At 42.0% G+C, this 21,004-nt stretch carries 15 protein-coding genes; 7 read left to right on the forward strand and 8 right to left on the reverse strand.

Going from position 1 to position 21,004, the window contains the following annotated elements:
- Window positions 1-72 precede the first annotated feature (72 nt).
- The 7 genes from N782_RS04715 to N782_RS04745 all read right to left on the reverse strand — a co-directional run bounded on the left by N782_RS04715 (window position 73) and on the right by N782_RS04745 (window position 10,943).
- Entirely contained in the window at window positions 73-1,836 is a 1,764-nt protein-coding gene (locus N782_RS04715) for an S-layer homology domain-containing protein (protein WP_052111178.1), read from the reverse strand.
- A gap of 302 nt (window positions 1,837-2,138) precedes the next feature.
- Complete coding sequence (gene argH, locus N782_RS04720) at window positions 2,139-3,515, reverse strand: argininosuccinate lyase (RefSeq protein WP_036816776.1); 1,377 nt, start codon at window positions 3,513-3,515, stop codon at window positions 2,139-2,141.
- A 14-nt stretch (window positions 3,516-3,529) separates the two neighbouring features.
- Window positions 3,530-4,744, reverse strand: coding sequence for an argininosuccinate synthase (locus tag N782_RS04725; protein ID WP_036816778.1), 1,215 nt, complete (start codon window positions 4,742-4,744; stop codon window positions 3,530-3,532).
- Window positions 4,745-4,808: 64 nt separating this feature from the next.
- Window positions 4,809-5,780 carry an ornithine carbamoyltransferase gene (gene argF / locus N782_RS04730; protein WP_036816780.1) on the reverse strand — a complete coding sequence of 324 codons (972 nt, stop codon included), beginning with the start codon at window positions 5,778-5,780 and terminating at the stop codon, window positions 4,809-4,811.
- 233 nt (window positions 5,781-6,013) lie between these two features.
- The gene (gene carB / locus N782_RS04735; protein ID WP_036816782.1) at window positions 6,014-9,220 is read right to left on the reverse strand and encodes a carbamoyl-phosphate synthase (glutamine-hydrolyzing) large subunit; all 3,207 of its coding nucleotides are present in this window, start codon (window positions 9,218-9,220) and stop codon (window positions 6,014-6,016) included.
- The gene (locus N782_RS04740) at window positions 9,207-10,280 is read right to left on the reverse strand and encodes a carbamoyl phosphate synthase small subunit (protein ID WP_036816788.1); all 1,074 of its coding nucleotides are present in this window, start codon (window positions 10,278-10,280) and stop codon (window positions 9,207-9,209) included. The genes carB and N782_RS04740 overlap by 14 nt, the downstream gene beginning before the upstream one ends.
- A 306-nt stretch (window positions 10,281-10,586) precedes the next feature.
- Entirely contained in the window at window positions 10,587-10,943 is a 357-nt protein-coding gene (locus N782_RS04745) for a DUF488 domain-containing protein (protein ID WP_036816790.1), read from the reverse strand.
- A 280-nt stretch (window positions 10,944-11,223) separates the two neighbouring features.
- On the opposite strand from N782_RS04745, the gene N782_RS04750 reads away from it, so the two are divergent.
- Window positions 11,224-12,144, forward strand: a complete 921-nt coding sequence (locus tag N782_RS04750) for a hypothetical protein (protein WP_036816791.1) — start codon at window positions 11,224-11,226, stop codon at window positions 12,142-12,144.
- A gap of 73 nt (window positions 12,145-12,217) precedes the next feature.
- Here N782_RS04750 and nagZ read toward each other — a convergent pair whose 3' ends face one another.
- Window positions 12,218-13,474 (reverse strand): beta-N-acetylhexosaminidase, encoded by a 1,257-nt coding sequence (gene nagZ, locus N782_RS04755; RefSeq protein WP_036816792.1) that lies wholly within the window; start codon window positions 13,472-13,474, stop codon window positions 12,218-12,220.
- A 287-nt stretch (window positions 13,475-13,761) separates the two neighbouring features.
- Here nagZ and N782_RS04760 point away from each other — a divergent pair, with 287 nt between their 5' ends.
- From N782_RS04760 to phnW, 6 genes are all read left to right on the forward strand, one after another.
- On the forward strand, window positions 13,762-14,799 hold the full coding sequence (locus tag N782_RS04760) for a putative 2-aminoethylphosphonate ABC transporter substrate-binding protein (RefSeq protein ID WP_036816793.1): 1,038 nt from the start codon (window positions 13,762-13,764) through the stop codon (window positions 14,797-14,799).
- Between the two features lie 67 nt (window positions 14,800-14,866).
- On the forward strand, window positions 14,867-15,910 hold the full coding sequence (locus tag N782_RS04765) for a putative 2-aminoethylphosphonate ABC transporter ATP-binding protein (RefSeq protein WP_036816795.1): 1,044 nt from the start codon (window positions 14,867-14,869) through the stop codon (window positions 15,908-15,910).
- Window positions 15,911-15,921: 11 nt separating this feature from the next.
- The gene (locus N782_RS04770; RefSeq protein WP_052111179.1) at window positions 15,922-17,706 is read left to right on the forward strand and encodes a putative 2-aminoethylphosphonate ABC transporter permease subunit; all 1,785 of its coding nucleotides are present in this window, start codon (window positions 15,922-15,924) and stop codon (window positions 17,704-17,706) included.
- Window positions 17,707-17,720: 14 nt separating this feature from the next.
- Complete coding sequence (gene phnX, locus N782_RS04775; protein WP_036816798.1) at window positions 17,721-18,533, forward strand: phosphonoacetaldehyde hydrolase; 813 nt, start codon at window positions 17,721-17,723, stop codon at window positions 18,531-18,533.
- Window positions 18,526-19,878 carry a (R)-1-hydroxy-2-aminoethylphosphonate ammonia-lyase gene (gene pbfA, locus N782_RS04780; RefSeq protein ID WP_036816800.1) on the forward strand — a complete coding sequence of 451 codons (1,353 nt, stop codon included), beginning with the start codon at window positions 18,526-18,528 and terminating at the stop codon, window positions 19,876-19,878. Before phnX ends, pbfA begins: the two co-directional genes overlap by 8 nt.
- Window positions 19,879-19,882: 4 nt before the next feature.
- Window positions 19,883-21,004 (forward strand): 2-aminoethylphosphonate--pyruvate transaminase, encoded by a 1,122-nt coding sequence (phnW, locus tag N782_RS04785; protein ID WP_036816802.1) that lies wholly within the window; start codon window positions 19,883-19,885, stop codon window positions 21,002-21,004.

Raw genomic sequence — 21,004 nt, forward strand, 5'->3', positions numbered from 1 at the left:
ATTGTTGCCTCACGTGTTTATATAAAAAGCCTGATATCTACAAGGAGATATCAGGCTCTATCATTCTAACTATTATTGTTTAAGTTTCCACATTAGATAGATTACTTTAGATGCTTGTGCACGGTTAGCGTCCGCTTTCGGATTGAAGTCTCCGCCACCGTTACCAACCATTAGCTCTAAGTCAGCAGCGTGGTCTACATAATGATCAAACTGTGGGCTGATCATGTCTTCGTCATTGTACATCATGTCTGCAACATTGTCATTATGCTCTCCGCCTGTTGCATTGTAAGCACGGATTAGCATTGCTGCCATTTGTTCACGAGTAATTGTTTCGTTTGGTGCAAACATGGTTTCTGTCATACCTTCTGTAATACCAGCATCATAAGCTGCAGCTACTTCTGCTGCAAACGTATCAGAAACGTCTGTGAACGGAAGCTCAGCGTCTGTTTCAAGACCAAGGGCACGTACAAGTAGTGCTGTGAACTGGCCACGTGTAACAGATTCCTCAGGCATGTACATGTTATCTGGCATACCAACAACAATACCTTTGTCAGCTAGGCCGTAGATATAGTCAGAAGCCCAATGATCCATTGGTACGTCTTCAAACATGTCTTCTTCTTTCATATCTTCTTCAGAGAATTTCTCTGGGAATTGAGAAGCGATTGCTCCACTAAATAGCTTCGCTGGCGTGAACATATGCTCATAACCAGAACGGGCAATATCCCAAGCTTGCTCATAGTCACCCTCTACATATTCATCAAATGTACCTGTAAGTTGTCCAACGTGAGTTTCTAGACCTTTTGCAAGTCCACTAGAAGGTACTTTGCCTTCTGTTGCATTGCTCATGAATTTAGAGAAGTCTTCACGATATTGATCAAGGTTATTAAGCGCTTCTTCTTTCGCTTCCATGTCTTCGTTCCCTGTCGCTTTCACGTAGTCCACGAAGAAACCAATGTGGCTGCTCCATAGCTCCTTGAATTGCTTCTCAGCTTCATCGCCATAAACAGAACCAATTGTAGCAGAAAGTTCCTCTGTGTTCTCGTTTAACTGTTCTACGCTTGCATCATATTCTGGTGCGCCCTGAATGCCATTTTGCATTGCTTGTTGCGCAAGTGCAAAGTGCTCAGAGAATAGGAAGTTTAAGTCAGAACGCAGATTTGCTGCTTTTGTAACAGCTTTCGTGTTATCGAATTTCTCTGGGAATTGATTTACGATGGCACTGGATAACCCTTTACTCGGATTATACATATGCTCCATTGCATTACTTTGAGCATCGTATGCTTTATCGTAGTTTTCATTTACGAAGGCATCAAATCCAGTAATTAGCTGGTTGATGTGCATCTGAAGACCTTCTGCTAGATTGTCAGATTTTAATTGATTGTTTGTTGCTTCAGAAAGGAAAGAAGAGAATTCTTCTTTATAGTTTGCTAGGTTATCTAACGCTTCTTGTTTCGCTTCTTCATCATTTTCAGCTGTTGCATTTACATAGTCTACGAAGAAACCGATATGGTTACTCCAGAATTCATGAAACTGATCTCCAGCTTTCTCGCCATAAACGCTTTCAATAGCTGCCGTAAGATCGTCCGTGTTCGCTTTCAGTGCTGCTACTGCCTGGTTGAAATCAGGTTCTTGAGCTGCACCTTTTCTCATTGCTGTCATAGCCAAGTAAACGTGTTCAGAGAAAAGCTGATCTAAATTCGCTCGTAGTTCTACCGCAGGCGTGTCCACCTTCGGCTTCATATTCATGTGATCGTCCGCTGATACGATACCAGCTGTTGATGGTACCAATAGTGCGACACTCATTGGAATCGCTACAAATGCCTTTTTTACATTCATTCAAAAAAACCTCCTTTTAGTTTTTGTACCTATGTCTGCTAAACAGCACATGTCCATAACGGCCTAGTAAGTATAGTTTTATTTACCCATTGCTTCTTTTTCATGCCCGTAAATAAATTACTAAACCATTATGATGTTTTCTATTAAGCTATCGAATGGAAATAGACTTTGGATCACATTTTTTGAGAATTTTTTTATGTTGGTGCCAGACCCCCACCCCTCTACCACGGTACAGCACTATCATAGCGGGGGTCTGGCACCAATAAAAAACAATAAAAAAAACGTAAGCGAAATGATTCCGCTTACGTTTGTATAAATGTTTTACCATATTCGATTTGGTTCCGCACCTGTTGTTCCGATGTACCGCCATAACTATTCCTTGCGTTCATAACTGATTGCGGCTTTAAGAGTTCGTATATATCCTCTTCAAATAGTGGGCTAAATTGCTTGTATTCCTCCATCGTTAAATCGAGTAAATATTTCTGATTCTCGATGCCGTACAGCACAATCTTCCCAATCACTTCATGGGCTTCTCTGAAGGTTGAACCTTGATTCACCAAGTAGTCCGCAATATCTGTGGCGTTGGAGTAATCATGCTGAACGGACTTTTTCATGTTCTCTTTCTTTACGACCATCGTTTCGATCATTGGAGCCAACAACTTCAATGTACCATCCAATGTCTTCACTGTGTCGAGCATGCCCTCTTTATCCTCTTGCATATCTTTGTTATACGCAAGCGGCAGGCTCTTCAATACGGTAAGAAGTCCAAACAGATTCCCATTTACCCGTCCTGTCTTAGCGCGAAGCAACTCAGGTACGTCTGGATTTTTCTTTTGCGGCATGATACTCGAACCAGTGCAGAAGGAGTCATCCAGTTCAATGTATTGAAATTCCTGGCTACTCCAGATGACAAGCTCTTCGGATAACCGAGACACATGCATCATAAATGTAGATGCAATCGATAGAAATTCTAAAATGAAATCCCGATCACTTACGGCATCAAGACTATTAGGATATACATCCATAAACCCTAGTATTTCTGCTGTACGACTTCGGTCGATGGAAAAAGTCGTTCCAGCCAGAGCCCCCGCACCAAGTGGGGAGATGCTGATGCGTTTTAAGCTGTCTTCGAACCGGCTTTTATCCCGCTCCAGCATCCAAAAGTAAGCCATTAAATGATGAGCGAATGAGATGGGTTGAGCCCTTTGCAGATGCGTGTACCCTGGTAAAATTGTATCGACATTATCTGCCGCTTGCTCCAATATAGATTGCTGCACCTGTTCTATCAAGGAGATGAAATGCTTTGTCTTCCGCTCGAGATAGAGATGCATATCTGTAGCAATTTGGTCATTTCGGCTTCTGCCTGTATGCAGCTTTCCACCAACAGGACCAATTTCCTCTATTAATGCACGTTCAATATTCATGTGAATATCTTCATCAGCAACAGAGTACTCAAATGTGTCATTCTTGATTTTATTGAGTACCGTTATAAGGCCTGACTGGATTTGGGTAACCTCTTCTTCTGTCAGGACACCACATTCCCCGAGCATGATAACGTGGGCAAGGCTCCCCTCCACATCTTCTTCCGCAAACTCCTTATCGAACGAAATCGAAGCCGTAAACTCTTCCACCAGTTCATTCGTTTGTTTCGTAAAACGTCCGCCCCATAATTTCGACATCAGCATCCACCTCCTTATGGCTGGGTGACTTTTGGTTTATTGTGGACTTCTGCGTGTACTTTTGTTGGTAGTCCCCAAAGTTTAATAAATCCTTCCGCTGCTTCATGGTCAAACATGTCCCCCTTCATATACGTAGCAAGTTCTTCGTTATATAGGGAGTATTCAGATTGACGTCCAACAACACTATAATGACCTTTATGCAGCTTGACGCGGATTTTCCCGGAAACCATTTTTTGCGTATCATCGATAAACGCCTCTAGTGCTGATTTCAATGGCGAGAACCACAACCCGTCATAGATCAGCTTTGCCAATTGTTGATCGACCGACGTTTTGAACTGTGAAACTTCACGCGTATGAGTAAGAAATTCCAGCTCTTTGTGTGCTTGAATCAAAATTAGGGCAGCTGGATTCTCGTATACTTCTCTTGATTTAATCCCGACTAAACGATTTTCAACGTGATCAATACGACCAACACCATGTAGCCCACCAATTTGATTCAATTGTTCAATTAACGAAACAAGGTCCTTCTGTTCTCCGTTCAAAGCAACGGGACGTCCTTGTTCAAAATCAATCTCCAGATACTGGGGTTCATCTGGTGTTTCGGAAATGGGATTCGTCCAATCAAATGCTGCTTCTGGTGCTTCGGCCCAAGTATCTTCAAGGACGCCTGCTTCACAAGCACGCCCCCAGATATTTGCATCAATGGAGAAAGGATTCTCTTCATTTACGGGTACCGGAATGCCTTTTTCTTGGGCATATTTCAATTGCTCGTCTCTCGTCATTCCCCATTCACGAACTGGAGCCACTACTTTCAGGTCAGGATTCAGTGCTTGAATGGACAATTCGAAGCGTACCTGGTCGTTTCCTTTTCCAGTACAACCATGAGCAACGGCTACAGCGCCTTCTTTTTCAGCTATATCGACCAACAATTTCGAGATAAGCGGACGAGACAACGCAGAGGAAAGTGGATATTTTCCTTCATATAATGTATTTGCTTTTAAAGCTGGTAACAGATACTCTTCCGCCAGCTCTTCTTTTCCATTAATGACGTATGCCTTGGAAGCACCTACCTCTAAAGCCTTGTCTTTAATCGTTTGAAGGTCTTTTCCTTCTCCCACATCCAAGCCTACAGCAATGACCTCGTAGCCGTACTTCTCTTGAATCCATTTTACGGAGATAGATGTATCTAAGCCCCCAGAATACGCTAAAACAATTTTGCCGTTACTCATATCGATCGCTCCTTTTCCGAATTTTTATTTAAAATAAAGTATTTTTATACATTCTCAACAAAACTCACTGCCCTAGTAGGAGATAATTCAAGATGGCTTTTTGTGCGTGAAGGCGATTCTGCGCCTCGTCAAACACAACAGAATGCGCTCCATCAATAATATCTGCCGTTACTTCCTCGCCACGGTGAGCTGGTAAACAGTGCATAAACATATAATCTTCTTTCGCATTGGCACATAATTCTTCATTCACTTGAAAGCTTGAGAAAACATCCAAGCGTTCTTGTTGCTCTTCCTCCTGCCCCATGCTAGCCCAAACATCTGTCGTAATGACATCCGCACCATTCGCTGCCTCTTTTGCATCATTTGTGATGGTAATCGATCCGCCTGTTTGTTCTGCTAGAGCTTTGCCCTCTTTTACAATGGATTCATCCGGCTCATAACCAGAAGGAGCAGCTATGGATAAATGCATCCCCATTTTAGCGGCTGCTTCAATAAAAGAATGAGCCATGTTGTTGCCGTCTCCTACATACGCTACCTTCACACCAGCTAGCGCACCTTTTTTCTCTTTAATCGTCAGTAAATCAGCCATGACCTGGGTTGGGTGATGGAGGTCTGTCAATCCATTAATGACAGGTATATCAGCCGCTTCCGCAAATGTTTCAATCGTCTCATGCGCAAATGTACGAATCATGAGTACGTCTACATATTGGGATAATACCTTGGCAGTATCTTCTACCGTCTCGCCGCGTCCCAGTTGCAGGTCATCTGATTTTAAGTTAATGGCATCTCCACCTAACTGCAGCATCCCAGCCTCGAAAGATACACGAGTACGTGTGGAAGACTTTTCAAAAATCATACCGAGAATTTTTCCTTGTAAATCTGTTTGGAGGATTCCGTTTTGCTGTTTATCTTTTAAAACTTGAGCTTGCTCTAATACGTGTTCAATTGTTTGAATAGACCATTCGCCAATGGTTAAAAAGTGGTTCTCGTTTATGCCTTTTTCAGAAAGCGATGGAGAGGTTTGGGTTGAGCTCATGATAATCTTCCCTTCTTTACATAGTAATGGATTGAACAAAAGCGCAAGCGCCCGGGTAGCGACGTACAAACTGGACGGCTCCGTATGAGATAAAGGAAACACGAAGAGCGTTAGCGATTCGATGTTGACTTATCGTAAGGAGGTGCAGGAAGTTTGCTAGTCGCTGGGCGCTGGAGCTGGACGTGGCTACTTCACTTTTTCAGTTATTCACAAGCATTGAATTTAATAATTTCCTAGACATGAACAGATGAACCGTTTTTCTGTAAATCTTCTACCGTTGCCACAGCGAGATCCTTATCTTGATCGAGTAAATAGTTTACCAGTTTAAACGTATCAAGATGCGTAAAGCTTGGTAAGCGATAGCGTGTAGCTAATGCTCTCAGCTGATAACCGAATCGTTGCTTTTTCCTACCTTGTGTTGGCGTACAGAGCAATGCGTGGATCTGTTCGTTTGAAATCATCTCTTCCATTTGGTCGAGGTTTTTCTCAACTACCTCCACGTTCAGACCTTCTTGAGTTAAAAATGCCGCTGTATTCGGCGTTGCATATACATGCATTCCTTTTTCTATCATGTTCGTAAGGATTGGGATGGCTGCATGCTTTTCCGACTCATTGATGGAGCATAGTATGTTCATTGGCATTTGGATATTGGTCAAATACCAGGCTTTTTGAATGGCTTCCGTTAGATCAGTCGATAAACCAAGAACTTCACCTGTCGATTTCATCTCAGGTCCTAGTGCGTGGTCTACATCATTTAATTTATTGTCTGAAAAAGCTGGTGCCTTCACGGTATAGAATGGGACTTCTTCTAGCAGTCCTGTTCCGTAGGTTGAATCCTTCAGTTTATAGCCAATTTGAGTGAATACGGCTAATTCAATCATTGGTACCGACGTTACCTTACTCATAACCGGAACCGTTCTCGAGGAACGAGGATTCACTTCTAAGACGTAGACCTCATCTCCTTCTATGACGAACTGAATGTTAATCATTCCGGTTGCGTTCATGGCTTTGGCTAGCTTTTTCGTATAGGAGACGATTGTTTCTTGTTGCTCGTTGGTCAGAGTAATAGGAGGATAAACGGATGTGCTATCACCTGAATGGACTCCCGCTCGTTCCATGTGCTCCATGATGCCTGGAATAAGAATATCGTCTCCATCACAAATAGCGTCCACTTCACATTCCTTGCCTTTTATATATTCATCAATAACAAGAGGCCACATATTCTTTTGTGCTGCCTTCCATTGTTTTGAGTGGGTTTCTAGCTCTTCCTTACTACTGATTAGAAACATGGATTGACCACCTATTACGTGGGATGGACGAACAATGACTGGAAAGGACACTTCGTCTGATACGTTTTGTAAATCAGTCAATTTATTTGCAATCGTTCCTTTAATATACGGAATATCGAGCTCCTTCAATGTGTTATAAAAAGCGTCACGGTCTTCTACTTTTTCAATATCCTCAACAGAGGTACCGAGAATCTGGACGCCATTTTCTTGTAAACCATTCGCTAGATTAATAGCAGTCTGCCCACCAAATTGAATCAACACTTTCTCAATGCCTTCTTTTTCAATAACAGCAAGGACATCTTCTAGAGCAAGTGGTTCAAAATAAAGACGGTCGGCCATTGTATAATCTGTACTAACCGTTTCAGGGTTATTGTTGATCACAACTGCTGTGTATCCTTTTTCTTTCAATGCCATCGTTGCGTGCACCGAGCAGTAATCGAATTCCACTCCTTGCCCGATTCGAATTGGGCCAGAGCCGACAACCAATACTTTCTCCCCGTCTACTTGTTCAACTTCATCCTGGCCATTCCAAGTAGAGTAATAGTAAGGAGTGACCGCTTCAAATTCCCCTGCACATGTATCAACTTGCTTATAGGAGACAGTTAAGCCTGATTCTTGTTTGTACTCCCGGAAAAGAGGCAGGCTCATGTTGAGACAGGAAGCAAGAAATGCATCACTGATATTGAAGGACTTTGCTTTTTTGATTTGTGCGATGGAAAATAAAGTTTGATTTTTCAACTTTCCTTCAAGCTGGACGATATTGGCGATTTTTTCTAAAAACCATGGATCGATATACGTCAGCTGTTGAACCTGGTCGACGGTAACGCCTCGCTTAAACGCTTCTGCAATCAAGAACATTCGCTCATCTGTAGCGTGCTGAAGTTGATTGGATAACCCGGCATCAGAAAGATCTTGATAAGAAGTGGAGGTTAAGCTAAGCTGATTCGTTTCCAGCGACCGAACAGCTTTATTCAACGCACCTTCAAACGTTCGATCAATTGCCATCACTTCCCCTGTCGCCTTCATCTGAGTTCCTAACTGTCGATTGCCTTCTACGAATTTATCAAACGGAAAACGTGGTAGCTTTACCACAACGTAATCAAGGGCAGGTTCAAAGGCAGCATAGGTTTTCTGTGTGATTGGATTTACAATTTCATCTAGATGATAGCCGATGGAACATTTCGTTGCCATACTAGCTATTGGATATCCGGTTGCTTTGGAAGCCAAGGCAGATGATCGACTCACCCTTGGATTCACTTCAATAACATAATAGTTATTGGAATAGGGGTCTAAACCAAACTGAATGTTACACCCGCCAACGATGTCGAGCGCCTGAATAACCTTTACGGAAGCATTACGAAGCATCTGATATTGCGTATCCGTTAATGTTTGTGAAGGAGCTACGACGATGGAATCTCCAGTGTGAACGCCAACAGGATCCATATTTTCCATGTTACAAACGATTGTGGCCGTTCCATTTGCATCTCGCATCACTTCATATTCAAGCTCTTTCCAGCCAAGGATGCTTTTCTCGACTAATATTTGATGGATAGGGCTGAGTTGAAGTCCTGTTCGCGCGATTTCCTGAAGTTCTTCTGCATTGTTTGCAACTCCACCACCTTCCCCGCCTAGTGTATAGGCAGGACGGACAATGACTGGATAGTGAATAGCTGCCGCAAACTCGAGCGCTTCTTGTTGATTATCCACCATTTTCGATTCTGGAATCGGTTCCTCGATATCAATCATGAGCTGGCGAAATAGCTGCCGGTCCTCTCCTTTTTGAATCGATTCCAGGGATGTACCTAGAAGCTCAACGCCATATTTTTGTAAAACACCTTTTTCTTCAAGTTCAATTGTTAAATTCAGCCCCGTTTGGCCACCTAACGTTCCGATTAACCCTTGAGGCTCCTCTTTAGCGATAATCTGTTCAATGGATTCTACCGTTAAAGGTTCCATATAGACACGATCTGCCATCATAGGGTCGGTCATGATAGTGGCTGGGTTACTATTAACAAGAACAACTTCGATTCCCTCTTCCTTCAAAGCCATACACGCCTGCGTTCCAGAGTAATCAAACTCCGCCGCTTGCCCAATCTGAATCGGACCGGAACCTACAATTAATACCTTTTTCAAATCGTTACGTAGTGGCATAAGACTGTTCACCTACCAATTCGACAAACTGTTGAAACATAAACGCTGTATCATTCGGTCCTGCGTGAGCCTCCGGGTGAAATTGTACCGAGTAAATCGGCAAGGTATGGTGTTTCATCCCTTCGAGAGATCCATCATTTACATTTTTGTACGTCGTGATAAAAGGGGTGCCTTCCATACTTTCTGCCTGCACCTCATATCCGTGATTTTGCGATGTGATATAAACTTTGCCTGTTTCCATATGTTTAACAGGGTGATTGGATCCTCTATGACCAAACTTTAATTTAGATGTAGACCCGCCATAGGCAAGTGCTAATAATTGATGACCGAGGCATATGCCAAAGATTGGGTATGCCTGACTTAGCTTTTTCATTTCTGGTAGATAGGTTTGTAAGGATTGAGGATCCCCTGGACCATTGCTGATTACCACCCCATCTGGATTCAACTGCTGAACCTCTTCAAAGGAAGAATTGTATGGCATGATCGTGACTTTGCATGATTGTTTTTGTAAATATGTCACAATAGATTGCTTATAGCCAAAATCCATCAGTACAATATGAGGCCCCTCATTGGAATAGGTGAACGGCTCCTTCACAGATACGTTAGATACAAGTACTTCATCTGACTTCGCCTCCCATTCCAAGTACTCTGGGATATGTTTTACAATCTTCCCCTTCTTCGTTCCTGTATCTCGAATCGTTTTCACCAATGTTCTTGTATCGATTCCACTAATCCCAGTAACTCCTTTGGTAGCTAGATAAGTAGAAAACGTATTATTGGATTGAAAGTGACTCGGTGCGTCACAATTCTCACCGATCACAACACCAGATATAAAAAGGGAGGTACTCTCATCATCTACATCATTCACACCATAGTTCCCAATTAGCGGATAACAAAAAACGATAATTTGCCCTGCATAGGAAGGGTCTGTGGTAATCTCTTGATACCCTGTCATGCTCGTGTTAAAGACGACTTCTCCTTCACATGAAGATGCATCCCCTATCAACGTTCCTTCAAAAACATCTCCATTCTCTAGTAAAAGATAACCTTGATTCTCCAATTGCCAACCTCCCTTAGTTTCTCCATTCTGTACGGATTGTAATGAAGTTTCGATTTGTCTCGTTGCGAATTATTATACACAAGAACGAATTTATATACAATGCAAATAAAAGAATTTTCTTGAAATTATTTTTGGAACCCTATGATTACGCTGTTTTTGTAAGGGTTTTTTGAATTCGTATAAAAAAGCACCAAGTATTACACTTGGTGCAAATGAATACGTTATACATTTCAGTGCATATCGCGGTGCCTGACCCCCGCCACGATACCGCGTTAAAGCATTATCAGAGCGGGGGTCTGGCACCTACTATTGCTTGGTAAGGATTTCTTTTAAAACAACCGCATGATTATACTCCTCTTCCTTTGTAGCAAACAGAAGCGTTACTTTCTTTTGTTTCACGTAAGATTTTAACTGGTCAAGCGCTTGCTTCTTCTCCTCATCTTCGTGCATTTCTTGTTTGTATTTACGCTTGAAGTCAGCAAACTTATCCGGATCATGCCCAAACCACTTTCGCAAATCTGCACTAGGTGCGACAGCCTTCATCCATTCATCTAATTGAGCAGCCTCTTTAGACACTCCTCTTGGCCACATCCCATCAACCAAAACCCTCATGCCATCTTGATCAGAAACTTCCTCATATATCCGTTTTAATCGCACATCCATACTATCCCTCCTGCTTGGTGCCAGACCCCCGCCATGCTACCGCATTAACGCTTTACTCAAGTGAGGGTCTGGCACCATTTGATGACGGCACCTTTTGATGACACCTCTTAATCAACTACCACTTCTCTTATTTTTCTTGTACATATATAATTACCTTTATATACATTAGAAAAACAGCAGTTCTAAAGGTGCCTGACCCCCACTCTGTTACTTTGCTAAAGCTGTAACGTGACGGGGGTCTGGCACCTTATGATAAACTAGCAATATAAGGAGGTTGATTATGAAAACTCTATCTAACGAAGCGTTTCAACAAGCTAGATCTTATATTATGTCGAATGGTCGTCCTTTAGAGCAAGCACTATTTACATATGAATTTGAGGACGGTTCAGCTGAGGACGTTCTACACGCTCTTCAGCAATTCCAAAACGAAGATGGAGGGTTCGGAAATGGATTGGAAGCTGATTTCCGACTTCCTCACTCATCCCCTATGGCAACCTCTGTTGCATTTCAACATTTAATTCGTTTTGCCGACCATCCCTTGGCAATGGAGATGATTGAAAAAGCAATCCGTTATCTCGAATATGCTTTCATCGAACAACGACAAGGATGGCTTGCTGTTCCTGAACAAGCGAACGACTATCCTCACGCTTTTTGGTGGACGGTGCGAGAAAATGGGATGACATGGATAGATGCTAATTGGGGAAATCCAAGCGCAGAGCTTATTGGCTACCTTCATATATTTGAAGAATATGTCCAAGTACTACCTGTGCCAAAACTGGTGGACCAAGCCGTTCAACACTTACTAGAGATGGAGAACTTTGAATCAGAGCATGAAATCTATTGCTATCTACGGTTGTTAGCCATGGTTCCTTCCCAACGAACAGAAAAGGTAGAAAACCAACTAACGAGAGCTGTTCAATCACTCGTTAAACTGGACCGAGAAAATTGGCAAAAGTACGTTCCATTTCCGCTGAAATTCATCGCTACACCAGAAGCCAATCATTTCGGCATCCCTTCGTTCAAAGTGGAAGATAATCTTGATTTCTTTGTAGAAAAACTCGAAGAAAACGGCCACTCTGCCCCAACATGGGAGTGGACAGAGTATCTAGACACATGGGAAGTTGCTAAAAAAGAATGGAGTGGCATTCTTACTTTAGGTGCACTCATCTCATTACGCACATTCGATCGACTAGAAGCATAAATAAATCATAGTAAAACGCTCAGATACAAAACTGTATCTGAGCGTTTTTTACACTTCAACCTAAAAGTGCACTTTATTTCACTTTCCCCACTACCTCCTCAATTTGATCATTCAACTCCTCCTGAGATAAAGAAGAGTTAGTTCCCTCATCCAACTTATACTTCTGTTTAAGCTTTAAGATACGCTGCACACTCTTCTCAATGGATTCCTTAGAAATCTCTCCGTCTTCTACTGCTTGCTTAATGGTTTGCTGAACAGATGCATATTGATCGCCTTGAGGATTAGCGATCATCACCATATCAGACCCTGCTTTTATGGATAATACAGCGGCTTGTTCCATCCCGTACTCATTTGAGATGGCACCCATTGTCATATCATCTGTAACCACTACTCCATCAAACTGCATTTCCTCCCGTAGTACCCCTGTAATAATAGGCTTAGACAGCGTCGCTGGATAGGTTTCATCCAGTTCAGGAAAAAGAATATGCGCAACCATCACCATGTCAGCACCTTCTGCGATTGCTTCCTTAAATGGCACCAGTTCAAAGTCCTTGAGCTCCTCAAGCGTTTTATTGATTTTCGGCAAATTAAAATGGGAATCTACCGACGTATCCCCGTGACCTGGGAAATGCTTCACTACTGGAACAACGCCTTCAGAAGCAATGCCTTTCATCGTCGCAATCCCTAACTCTGATACTTTCGATGGTTTAGCTCCAAAGGAACGATCCCCTATCACTGGGTTATTTGGATTATTGTTAATGTCTAAAACAGGTGCGAAATCCATATTAAAACCATATCGTTTCACTTTCTTAGCAAGAAGTTCCCCAACTTGAAAAGAAAGCTCCGGGTTGTCCTGATCCCCTATTTGTTTACTGCTAGGGATATTTCTAAGCGCGCTCGGAATACGACTAACACGTCCACCTTCCTCATCTACACCAACAAATAATGGAACACCATAGCCTTGATTCGCCTGTTTAATAGAAGAAACAAATGAATCCAGTTGTGCATCACCTGTAACATTTCTCCCCAGCAAAATGACACCACCTACATGCTGGGAGGAAATCATCTCTTCCCCTTTCTTACTTAACGAGGTTCCATTTAGCCCCACGTACATCATTTGAGCAATCATATCCTCTAACGTCATATCCTCCATCGCCCCCCTTACTTCAGCATCCATGGTAAAATTGGCGATTGTTTCTTGATTTATTTGCTTCTTTTGTCTATCACTTGCTGCAGCATCTTTCGCTATATGCTCCCCTTCTTCGTCTCCTGTACATCCAGCCAAGACAAGCGTCAGGGTAACTAATAAGCACGGAATATATCTTGTCATGCACACACCTCACGTTATGAAATTTCTATTAATCATTATTCCCCTTCTATCATATCAAAACCCTTTTGTTTTAAATAACCACGCAAACACAAACCAAAAAACAACAATAAACAACAACAAAACACAAAAATACACAGGATTAACTTGGTCTTAATATGGTATTTACAAACAATCGTTATAGTATAAAGTGAATCAAACGACAGGAGGTTTTTCATAAGAATAGAGGCAAAACACTGGAATTCAAAGGTTTCACTGGTAAATAAAACATATTGAGGAGGAATTTAATTATGAAAAAAACAATGTTGTTTATTGTTTCGTTAATGTTGGTTTTTGTGGCAGCTTGCTCTGGAGGAAATGCAGAGACAAAGGAGAAAGAAATTACCGTTTATACAGCTCTAGAGGATGACATGATTGAAACATATCTAAGCTCATTCAAAGAAAAACATCCAAATATCAAAGTAAATATCGTTCGTGATTCCACAGGCGTTGTAACATCCAAGCTATTAGCTGAAAAAGACAATCCTAAAGCAGATGTTGTATGGGGACTTGCTGCAACGAGTTTATTAGTTGCTGATCAAAAAGGAATGCTAGAAGGATATGCACCGGAAGGCATCGATCGCGTTGGCTCTCAATACAAAGACACCCAAAATGAAAAGCCACACTGGGTTGGTATTGATGCATGGATGACTGGCATTGCAGTAAACACGGTAGAACTTAAAGAAATGGGCTTAGAAGCTCCTCAATCTTACGAAGACTTATTAGACCCTAAATATAAAGATTTAATTGTTATGCCAAACCCAGCATCATCTGGAACAGGATTCCTAACGGTGTCTGCCATGATGCAACTAATGGGCGAAGACAAAGCATGGAACTACATGGACGAGCTTCATAAAAACGTTGGTATGTACACACACTCTGGTTCTAAGCCCGCTAAACTAGCTGGTCAAGGAGAGTATCCGATTGGTATTTCCTTTGGATATCGTGGGATTACTCAAGCTGAAAAAGGCGAGCCAATTAAAACGATTTTCCCTGAAGAAGGTTCCGGTTGGGATTTAGAAGCGAATGCTCTAGTGAAGAAAGAAAACATAAAGGACGAAGCGAAGACGTTCTTAGACTGGGCTATCTCTGACAAAGCCATGAAGGAATATAGCGAAAACTTTGCCATTACAACGGTACCTACAGATAAGCCAGTACCTGAAGGTTTTCCAGAAGATCCAACGGAACAGTTAATCGACAATGACTTCAATTGGGCTGCTGAAAATCGCCAAGAGATTCTAGACAAATGGACCAAAAATTATGACGGAAAGAGCGCACCCAAAGAATAAATTGGGAGGGGTGGCTCTTTCCCCCTTATACTCTTATTATCTCAATCAAAAAGGAGCGAGTCAATCTATGGAGCATCTGACCGTTCAAGATATACACAAGCAGTTTGGATCTTATACTGCTCTTCAAAATATCTCTTTTTCCATCCAACAAGGTGAATTTGTTTGTTTACTAGGACCAAGTGGATGTGGAAAGACAACCTTACTCCGTATTATCGCAGGACTTGAGCAACCAAATAGTGGAGACATCACGATGAACGGAAAGGCTATTACACAGCTACCACCTGCCAAACGTAAATTTGGTATCGTATTTCAATCGTATGCGTTATTCCCAAATTTAACAGCCTTCCAGAACGTAGCTTACGGATTAAAAACTAAAAAGACTTCAAGGCAAGAAATGAAACAAAAAGTCTACGACACACTTAAGCTCGTAAATCTTGAGCATATAGCTGACCGTTATCCGTCACAACTATCCGGAGGTCAACAACAACGAGTGGCATTAGCTAGAGCATTAGCACTGTCCCCAGACTTTCTGTTACTGGATGAACCATTATCTGCATTAGATGCAAAGGTACGAGTTCAACTTCGAAACGAAATCAAAAAGCTACAAAAACGACTAGGTATTACCACCATCATGGTCACACACGACCAAGAAGAAGCATTATCAATGGCGGACCAAATGATTGTCATGAACGATGCGAAAATGGAACAATCCGGTACGCCCCAACAAGTTTATGATCAACCAAAAACACCTTTTGTATCTGACTTTATTGGAACAATCAACTTCATCGATCAGCATCTAGGCGTAGCAACCACTAACTCGATAGCTATCCGCCCAGAACATATTAAGGTGGCAACGGATAAAAAAGAAAATGCAAGTCCTGCGACTATTGAACATATGGAATTTCGTGGCTCTTCCTACCGGTTAATGGTACTTCCTTTACATCAATTTGATCAAACGAATGATCAAGCTTTTATCCAAATCGACCTTTCTGCTGAAGAAGTTCACCAAATGGGCCTACAAATCAGTAACAAAATTTATATGACCTTTCCTGAAGATAAACTGACATACTTCGGGACTTCTCATTCTGGTCCGAAAACAGAAATTAGTTAGGGGAATCCATTATGATTTCAGCAATAAAATCAATTGTTCAATGGAATCCAACCGTTCCACAGAAACCCGGTATCACGGAGCGCGTTCATCGAGCACTCATTATATTGATGATGTTGGGCCTGGTTTTTTCCATGGTATTTCCTATTATCGAATTACTGAAACGAGCACTTCAAGATCAAAGTGGGACTTACATTGGACTGGACAATTTCACGACCTATTTTACATCACCTAGTTTATTTCAATCGGCTTATCATACGGTAACCATTGCCATCATCACAACTATTATTTCAGTAAGTGCAGCATTCCTATTCGCATATGCAATCGAAAGGACGCATATGAAAGGAAAAACCTTTTTCACCTATATCGGTTTGTTACCTTTATTTGCCCCGACCATGATGTATGGGATTGCGCTAATCTACCTATTAGGAAATAACGGGCTACTAACGACAGGATTCTTTGGCCTGACGGAACAGTGGTTTGGTTGGGAGGAATTCGATTTTGAATTATATGGGATGAAAGGCATTATCATTTCAGAGGTAATATTCACCTTCCCTCAAGCCTTCCTCATTTTAAAAGTTGCGCTATCCACGGCCGATCAACGTTTATATGAAGCTGCTGACACACTTGGGGCAAGTACACTAAGAAAATTGGTGACAGTTACGTTACCTAGCATTAAATATGGTTTAGTAAGCGCATTTTTCGTTTGCTTCACGCTGAGCTTTACAGACTTCGGTGCACCTAAAGTCGTTGGTGGACAATACAACGTACTGGCAACAGATGTGTACAAGCAAGTCATTGGCCAGCAAAATTTTTCAATGGGTGCAACGGTCGGCATTATTTTAACGATACCTGCCATCATTGCATTTATCGTTGACCAAACGATCCAACGCAAGCAAAGTGGCGGTGTTAATTCAAGAGCTGTTCCATACAAAACACCGAAAAACAAAGGACGAGACAGGCTTTATTTACTATACTGCTCGGCCATCGCCTTTAGTGTCCTCCTTCTATTCGGAGCTATTGCGGCTGCAGCATTTGTGAAAGTATGGCCGTATGACTTTTCTTTAACCCTTCGAAACTTTGGATTTGGAAGTGTTGCTGGGGATGGACTTAAACCTTACTGGAACAGTCTAATCGTATCCACCTTAACCGCAACCATTGGTACAGCAGTTATATTCATAGGAGCTTACTTGACAGAAAAATCACGTCACCTGAAATGGGTACGGAAAGTGTCTTATTTCTTATCGATATTACCAATTGCATTACCCGGACTTGTTATAGGTTTAGCCTTTATCTTTTTCTTCAATGAACAAGCGTTTACCATTCCATTCATCAACATGGAAATAGCTAACCCATTTAAATGGTTATACGGATCACTAGCCATACTTGTTTTAGCAAACATTGTGCACTTCTATGCAGTCGCTTTTATTACAGCAAATACATCACTCAAAAAACAAGACGATGAATTTGAATCCGTATCAGAAGCAATGAACGTGCCTTTTTATAAAACATTTTCAAGAGTAACGGTTCCATTATCCTTACCTGCGATTCTAGAAATGGCTATGTATTTATTCGTGAACTCCATGACAACCATATCAGCAGTTGTTTTTCTTTATTCGCCTGATTGGAAGCTTGCATCTATTGCCATTGTGAATATGGACGACGCTGGAGACATTGCACCTGCAGCAGCTATGTCGCTGTTGATTATCGCGACAAATATCATCGTTCGCGTTGTATATGAGTTACTATCCAAGAAGTTAATGAACAGAACAAATGCATGGAAACAAACCCAAACCTGAAAGGATGACTAATCATGACCCCAACTATTAAAGGAGTTATTTTTGATTGGGCAGGTACAACAGTAGATTACGGTTGCTTTGCCCCAGTACAAGTTTTTATGGAAGTTTTTAAGCAACGTGGAGTAGAAATTACATTTGAAGAAGCCAGAGCACCGATGGGGTTACTGAAAATAGACCATGTTCGAGCAATTTGTGAAATGGATCGTGTCAAAGCAGAATGGAAGACGGTTCATGGCAAAGCGCCAACCGAACAGGATGTCGTTGCTTTATATGAAGATTTCGAACCGATGTTATTTCGAATTTTGGATAACTATGCAGATCCTCTACCGCATGTACAAACAACTATGGAAGCATTACGTGAAAAACAGATTGCTATTGGCTCCACTTCTGGCTACACAGAGGAAATGATGAACGTCGTGGCCCGCGAAGCCTCGAATAAAGGATACCAACCTGACGCGATTGTAACCTCAACAGAAGTACCTGCAGGACGCCCTTACCCTTGGATGTGCTATATGAATGCAATGAAACTAAATGTGTTCCCTATGAAGCATATGGTGAAAGTTGGCGACACCGTAAGTGACATGAAGGAAGGTGTCCATGCAGGAATGTGGACAGTAGGAACAATTTTAGGCAGTAGCACACTAGGTCTTTCCCAAGAAGATGTGAACACTATGGATGAATCTCTATTAAAAGAAAAGATGGCGTCAGCACGTGACACCCTTTATGAAGCTGGAGCTGATTTCGTTATTGATGATATCTCAGCATTACCAGAGCTCATTGATCAAATCAACACACACTTACAAGAAGAAGTGAGCACTCATGTCTAATCACGTTCGTCATGGGGAGGGAGATGTTAACCAGTCTCCCCTTCGCTCTCACTGGATGGCTTCTCACCAAAAGGATACAACAGATTGGTTACAGGAGGATGAAACTTACTTTTTACACCAGTCCTTATCGACACCATGCCTTGATGTGTTAGAAGGAGCGCAAGGTGCTACGATTACTACATTAGAAGGGAAAGAACTGTACGATTTTCATGGAAATGCAGTACATCAAGTTGGTTTCCAACACCCCCATGTCATTGAATCCATGAAAAAGCAGCTAGACACGCTAAGCTTCTCTACAAGACGCTACACAAACAAGCCTGCCATACAGCTTGCCAAGAAGTTAGCTGAGTTAGCACCAGGAAGTTTATCTAAATCCTTGTTTGCTCCCGGTGCAACATCTGCTATTGGTATGGCTTTAAAACTAGCACGAATCGCTACAGGGAAGCACAAGACGATTTCCATGTGGGAATCCTTCCATGGCGCGTCTATGGATGCCTTATCTGTTGGAGGTGAAGCCCATTTTCGTCGACAAATAGGCCCGCTCCTTCCTGGCGTCATTCATGTTCCCCCTATTCAAACATATAGACCTCTTTGGGAGGGAGCGAGCCTTGATGATCGACAGCTTGCCTCTTATATCGAATACATCCTGTCTCAAGATGAGGATATTGGAGCCATTGTGATGGAAACCATTCGAAACACAGATGTCCAAATTCCATCGCAAGCATTTATGGAAAAAATCCGAGAGTTATGCAACACCTACAACGTTAAGCTCATATTTGATGAAACGGCAATTGGATTTGGGAGAACAGGCACTTGGTTTGCCTTTGAACAGTACAACATCACACCGGACATGGTCGTATTAGGAAAAGGCTTTGGCGGTGCAGCTTTTCCGATGGCAGCTTTGCTAGCTGATGAAGCTTTGGATATTGCACACGACACATCTCTTGGCCACTTCACACATGAAAAAAGCCCTGTCGGTGCAGCAGCTTCCTTAGCAACGATAGAGGTTATGGAACAAGAACAGCTACTAAGCAAAACGAAAGCATTTGAGCACATCATGCGCGAACGATTAGAAGGCATGAAAAACCAATTTGAGATCATTGGAGATGTTCGTGGGCTTGGATTGTTATTTGCCGTTGAACTTGTTCAAGATCGTGTCACGAAGCAAAAAGCGACAAAAGAAGTAGAGGAAATGATGTACAAATGCCTGGAGCTCGGCTTGAGTTTTAAAGTATCAAAAGGAAACGTACTGCAATTGTGCCCTCCCCTCACCATTACGGAACAACAGCTACACGAGGCTTTAGATCGATTAGAAGCATCTCTAATGCCTCACAGAAAGGAGTAATTATATGTATGAACACAACCAAAACCCATATATGTTGCTAACACCTGGTCCACTTACAACATCAACAACTGTTAAAGAGACAATGTTAGCTGACTGGTGTACATGGGATGATGACTATAAATCAATTGTACAATCGATTAGACATTCATTGTTACATCTTGCGGATGTCTCTTCCGAGCTGTACACGACTGTTTTAATGCAAGGAAGCGGAACATTTAGTGTCGAGTCCGTCATTGGCTCGACCATCCCTCATGACGGAAAACTACTAGTACTTATGAATGGGGCTTATGGAGAACGGATTGGTAAAATTGCTGATCGACTAGGAATCGATTGGACGAGCCTTCCTAGTGGTGAAACGGAACCACCTGACTTGAACGAATTGACTAAGAGCCTCGAAGAAGATGCTAGCATCACCCATGTTGCTGTCGTTCACTGTGAAACCACAACAGGCATGTTAAATCCTATAAAAGAAGTAAGTAACGTAGTAAAAGCCTATAACAAAACATTCATCGTTGATGCAATGAGTAGTTTTGGCGGTATTGAGTTTTCCATGCAGGACTTAGACATCGATTTCCTAATCAGCAGTGCAAATAAGTGTATTCAAGGTGTTCCAGGCTTCGGGTTCGTTATCTCTAAGCGCTCTTCCATGGAGAAATGTAAAGGACTAGCCCGCTCCTTATCACTAGATTTATATGATCAATGGGTAACTATGGAGGAACAAGAAGGAAAATGGCGATTCACCTCCCCAACCCATACAGTCCGAGCATTTCGACAAGCCTTGGATGAATTGCAACAAGAAGGTGGCATTCAGGCTAGACAGGATCGCTATACAAGCAATCAACGTCGACTTGTTGAGGGGATGCGCCAATTAGGCTTTACGCCTCTTCTTCCTGATGAACTTCAATCACCTATCATCACACCTTTTTATCACCCGGACAATCCGGGCTTTGATTTTGAAACATTTTATAAAGAATTGAAGCTACGAGGCTTTGTTATTTATCCAGGTAAGGTGACAAACTTAGAAACCTTTCGAATAGGAAATATCGGTGTTATTGATATAGAAGATATTGAGCGATTACTAGTAGCTGTAGAGCAGAGTATGTATTGGAAGCAAACCATTGCGTAA

Origin of the sequence: Pontibacillus yanchengensis Y32 (assembly GCF_000770635.1) — a bacterium.
Lineage (GTDB): Bacteria > Bacillota > Bacilli > Bacillales > BH030062 > Pontibacillus > Pontibacillus yanchengensis.